Annotated in this window: 4 protein-coding genes; 1 reads left to right on the plus strand and 3 read right to left on the minus strand. The window is 44.7% G+C overall.

Features of this window, described 5'->3' with window-relative positions:
- Positions 1-223 precede the first annotated feature (223 nt).
- The 3 genes from gltX to chiP form a co-directional block, all read right to left on the minus strand.
- A complete protein-coding gene (gene gltX / locus AND4_RS18250) occupies positions 224-1651 on the minus strand; it encodes a glutamate--tRNA ligase (RefSeq protein ID WP_009844462.1) in 1428 nt (475 codons plus the stop codon).
- A gap of 255 nt (positions 1652-1906) precedes the next feature.
- A complete protein-coding gene (locus AND4_RS18255; RefSeq protein WP_009844463.1) occupies positions 1907-2503 on the minus strand; it encodes a DUF2057 domain-containing protein in 597 nt (198 codons plus the stop codon).
- Positions 2504-2626: 123 nt separating this feature from the next.
- Positions 2627-3748 carry a chitoporin gene (gene chiP, locus AND4_RS18260; protein ID WP_009844464.1) on the minus strand — a complete coding sequence of 374 codons (1122 nt, stop codon included), beginning with the start codon at positions 3746-3748 and terminating at the stop codon, positions 2627-2629.
- Positions 3749-4224: 476 nt separating this feature from the next.
- Between chiP and AND4_RS18265 the strand changes: the two genes are divergently transcribed.
- Positions 4225-5458: cation transporter (locus AND4_RS18265; protein WP_043991887.1), on the plus strand; the 1234-nt coding region annotated here is incomplete at its 3' end.

Consider the following 5458-nt stretch of genomic DNA (forward strand, 5'->3'; position numbering starts at 1 on the left):
TTTATGGAATAAGCTTTTAATTCAGAGAGATATTACGTATGAAACGAGCACCTTCTCATTTGCAGGGGTTATATTTGAATGAAAAAACTTATCACTTTTGAGTAGTTTGATAAAAAAATCATATCTGGAGTAAGCACATCTTATCCGAGTTGGCACTTTATCCAAGTTTGAAACACAAAAAAGCCGCGGCGTTGACCACGGCTTTTCAACTATTTATTCAAAATTATGCATTAGCTTCACGTTCAGTAATGAACTCAAGAGCCATTTTGATACGCGTAACACAACGCTCTTTACCAATCAGTTCCATGACTGCATCGACAGAAGGAGACTGACCGCCACCTGTAACGGCTACACGTAATGGCATACCGATTTTACCCATGCCGATTTCTAGCTCTTCACATACTGCTGCAATAACACCATCTTTGATGTTCGCTGTTGTCCACTCAGTCAGTGCTTCTGCTTTCGCTAACGCAAGCTCTAGAGGCGCTTTCGCCACACCACGCAGGTGTTTCTTCGCTGCGCCCGCTTCGAACTCAGCAAAGTCCTCGTAGAAGTAACGAATTTGCTCAGCTAGCTCAACAAGCGTGTTGCAACGCTCACCTACCAACTTGATCACTTCAGTGATGGCTGGGCCGTTTGTTACGTCTAGTTTTTGCTGATCTAGGTGCCATTGTAGGTGCTCTGCAACGTACGCTGGATCTGAGTTCTTGATGTAGTGGTTGTTCAACCATTGCAGTTTGTCAGTGTTGAACGCTGACGCAGATTTAGAAACGGCGTTTAGGCTGAATAAATTGATCATCTCTTCCTGAGTGAAGATCTCTTGGTCACCGTGAGACCAACCAAGACGCACTAGGTAGTTGTTAAGAGCTGCTGGTAAGTAACCCATATCACGATATTGCATTACCGATACTGCACCATGACGCTTAGACAGTTTAGCGCCGTCATCACCTAGGATCATTGCACAATGTGCAAATGTTGGTACTGGCGCACCTAGTGCTTGGTAGATATTAATTTGACGAGGCGTGTTGTTGATATGGTCTTCACCGCGCACTACGTGAGTAATACCCATATCCCAGTCATCGACAACAACACAGAAATTGTACGTTGGAGAGCCATCAGTACGACGGATGATCAGATCATCCATTTGTGCGTTATTGATTTCGATACGACCACGGATTTGATCATCAAATACGACGCTGCCTTCTGTTGGGTTGCGGAAACGTATAACACATGGTTCGCCATCTTTTGCCGCTTCATTCGCTGCTTTTATTTTTGGATGGTTAGCATCGTAACGAGGCATTTCTTTGTTTGCTTCTTGCTCTGCACGAACTTCGTCTAGCAGTTCTTTAGATGCGTAACATTTGTATGCTTTGTTTTCTTCTAGAAGCTTATCAACCATCTCGTTGTAACGATCAAAACGTTGAGTTTGAAAGTAAGGGCCTTCGTTCCACTCAAGACCAAGCCATTGCATACCCTCTAAGATTGCATCAACCGCTTCCTGAGAGTTACGTTCAAGGTCAGTATCTTCGATACGCAGAACAAATTCACCACCTTGGTTTTTAGCGTATAGCCAAGAGTAAAGTGCAGTACGAGCACCACCAACGTGTAGGTAGCCAGTTGGGCTAGGAGCAAAACGAGTTTTAACCGTCATCAGAGTTCCTTAGGGATAATGAGTAACGAGAAGGATCTCGTTGTAATGTTAAGGATAAAAGTGGCGACATTTTACCATCGTAAGTCAATACTACAATCATTCCGTATGGTTTAACGCCAGAAAGACAAACAGATTAGCCGCCTAAATGGCACTGCCCCGTTGTTTATACGAGAGAAAGGTCATGACTAAAAAGCGGTTATGACCATACATAACCGCTCTTGAAATAGAAACCATATATAGAGGAAGAAAGTCGAATTACTTCAGGTTACGCATCGCCCATTGCATGAATTCTTGCTGCTCTTCACGGCTTAGATCGTTGAACGACTCTTTCAGTGTTTTCGTTACCGCTGGAGAAGCTGCAATGCTCGCTTTTGTGGTTTGCTTGTTCATCGCTTGGTTGTAATCGGCGACTTCGCGTTCATAATCTCGAAAGCCTTGTAAGCCACCTTTTCGCAGTTGCACCATAGAAAACTCAATATCGTTACCATTTGCATCTTTTAGTGCCAGTTTCGGAGCCATTTCAAAGGCATTGGCTTCTTCAATGGTGCGGAATTTATTGTACGTCAGTGTCAACTCGGCATCTTTCAATGCATTAAACTCGAGTATAAGCGGCTGCGAATCGAATTTACGCCGCTTACCATCTTCAAATACAATTTGACCCACGTTCACAGCCAGTTGATTTGCACCGTCTTCTATTTTGATGCTGTTGTTATCAGAGATCCACTCCGGGTAGACGAACTCACCGTTGATAACGCGAGGGACCAATTCCGCTTGCAGAGTCAATTGAGCAGCAAATGCAGGCGCAGAGAGAAATGCGCAAAGTCCTAATAATGTCGTTGTTTTTTTCATCATGGTTTTCTCGTCTTATACCAATTTAGATAAGCCACTGAAACTAACAGGCCAGTCATTCCAATGGCTTATATGAATAAGTATCAAGACAAAAAGGGCGTTGCCGCCCTTTTTGCTGCTTCTCGATTAGAAGTAGTATTCAACACCGACAGAGTATTCATCGTAATCAGCTGACTTATGGCGTGCATCTGTTGGAGTGTCTAGTTTAGACGCACCGTCACCGAAATCTAACGTACGAGCACGAACGTACAGCACTGCCGACGGGTCTACGAAGTACATAACCTGCGCTGATAGTACATCATCCGCTGTGTTATCGATTGTCTTACCGTCACGTTCTAGGTCAAAGTTTGCTGCGTAGCCCAGTTTGTATTGCCAGTCACCTGTTGTGTACATCAAGCCTGCAGACATTGCATCTTGCTTCTCATCCACACCATTACTTGCATCCGCTTCCATGTACTTGTATTGAGCGAACAAAGAAATGCCGTTTTCAAACCAACCTTGAACACCGACTAGGTATGTGTTGTTTTCCCACGTTTGACCTTCAGATTCGATGTTACGGTTACCTTCGTAAGCCGCATCCAACTGCAGTGGGCCCAACTTATAATGCGCCGCAATACCGCCCCAGTAATCGTCACCTTCACCCAAACCCGCTTTATCACCTGCACCCGCTGCGACATCTAGAGAGAATTTGTCAGCAAACATTGGAGAGTCCCAACGGATAGTGTTCGATTGGCGATCTTGGTACTTAGCACCACCGATCGCGCCACCCCAGTCGTAAACATCGCCTAGACCTGGGTTTGATGCTGGCCAGTCAACCAATTCGTAAAGTGGAGTAAGTACGCGACCAAGACGAACCTGGCCCCAAGAAGCGCTTTCAAAACCAACAAATGTATCACGCTCACCAAGACCTGCACCTTCACCACCGAAGCTTGGATCTACGTAACCACCTTCAATTTGCCAAATGAAAGCAGGGTCAAATTTCGCAAATTGTTTTTTACCGCGGAAGCCGATACGCGATTCGTTGTTAAGCTGCATACCACCAAGCTCATCATCTTTCTTCGCAGTACCAGAATCGTAATCGCGATACGCGGCCTGCATCGCGATGATACCGTAAACTTCGTATGAGAAAGAATCTTTAGTTAGGAACTCTTTCGCTGCATCGCCGTTTGCACCATCAGCGAAAGCTGAACCACTGAACATCATGCCTGTGATTGCAGTAGCAAGTAGGCTTTTCTTTAGGTATGACATTTTTAACCCCTATATTTTTTAGTTTTTTTCCATCTTCAAATTCACTAACTAGGACATTGCTGGAACTTGAGTCTGTGTGTGGACAGACCAAATATGGCAAACTTTTTTCGCAGTAAAAAACTTTCCCCACGGCAATCTGAGCAACTTCAAAAATGGTAAATCCCAAATTAATATAAAAACATAAAATACAACTACTTAACAAAAAACATAAAAATAACAAAACGTCAAAACCACCCTGAAACATAAAATTACCAATAAATAGCGCAAAAAAAGCCTGCTCAGATCACTCAATATTTAGCTTTTTTTACGGAACTTTATATTTAAAGAGAAAAAACTTTGAGATAACTCTCAACGACCTCGACTGAACATCAGCCCAATGATAGCGATTTTGACGAATTTGTTTCGCGTCGAAAAACTTGACCTTCCCCTTGCTGGAAGGTTTATGCTGTAAACATTAGCATTCTTGAGGACCAGTTATGTATCAGTTCATTGTTCCGATGTCAGGACTTAGCTGCATGGGCTGCGCAAAAAAAGTTGAGAAAACTTTACATGCCAATCACAGGGTTGAGATCATCAATTTGTCCCCAACCATGCTTGAAGTGAAAACCGAGTCCCCACTCGCTTCTCTTGTCGATTCCATAGAGTCCCTGGGTTACCGCGCAGGCCATCAATATCAATTTCATCTTGCGGGGTTGAGCTGCAGTGGGTGCGTCAAGAAACTCTCTTCGTTATTGAAAAAAGATCAAAACGTGATCGGGTTTCAAGCATCTAAAACACAACTCGAAATCACTACCCTACTGCCCGAACAGCATGTCATCGACCTAGTAGCAACGCTCGGCTTTACCGCTAGCGTTAATGGCTTGGACAGTGCTGAATTAAAACAAGCAAATGCCCTAGAAGCGAAACCAGTAGAAACGCAAGGTGATATTGACCATATTCAAGTTCCACCAGCAAGCATTCAACGACAAATTCTTATCCAAGGCATGACTTGCGCAAGTTGCGTCTCTTCAGTAGAGAAAGCACTCACTAACGTAGAAGGTATTGAAAAAGCGCAAGTCAACCTAGCAGAGCAAAGCGCGCTTGTCTTTGCCACTCAAGACTCTGCTTCCCTTGACCAAGTAATTATCGAAGCCATAAATCAAGCCGGTTACCGTGCGGAAATCCTCCAAGACGCTGCAACACAACAAAAAAAGCAAACCGCCCAGCAACTTGCCCAACAAAAAAGTTTCAAACTTGATGCAATCGCAGGATTACTCGTCGGCGCGCCATTGATGTTATGGGGGATATTTGGTGGCAACATGATGATTCGTAATCCCAACGACCAACTGGTCTGGGGGGCGATAGGTCTTGTGTGTTTATTATTACTTGCGACCGCGGGTAAGCACTTTTTTACCAACGCCTGGTTAGCGGCCACTCACCAACGCGCCACCATGGACACCTTAGTCGCGCTCGGTACTGGTGCCGCTTGGTTCTATTCAATGCTTGTGGTCGTTTTCCCCCAATGGTTCCCGCTGGCTTCGCGCCATGTGTACTTTGAGGCCAGTGCGATGATCGTCGGTTTGATCTCACTTGGTCACTACATAGAAGCAAAAGCCAAAGCAAACACTACCCGTTCACTGCAGGCTCTAATTAGCCTGCAGCCCCAACAAGCGACCGCAATTACGAAGCAAGGGGAGCAACCAATCGCCGTCGGGCAAATCACGTTAGGCA

It is taken from the genome of Vibrio sp. AND4, assembly GCF_000171815.1.
Classification (GTDB): Bacteria; Pseudomonadota; Gammaproteobacteria; order Enterobacterales; family Vibrionaceae; genus Vibrio.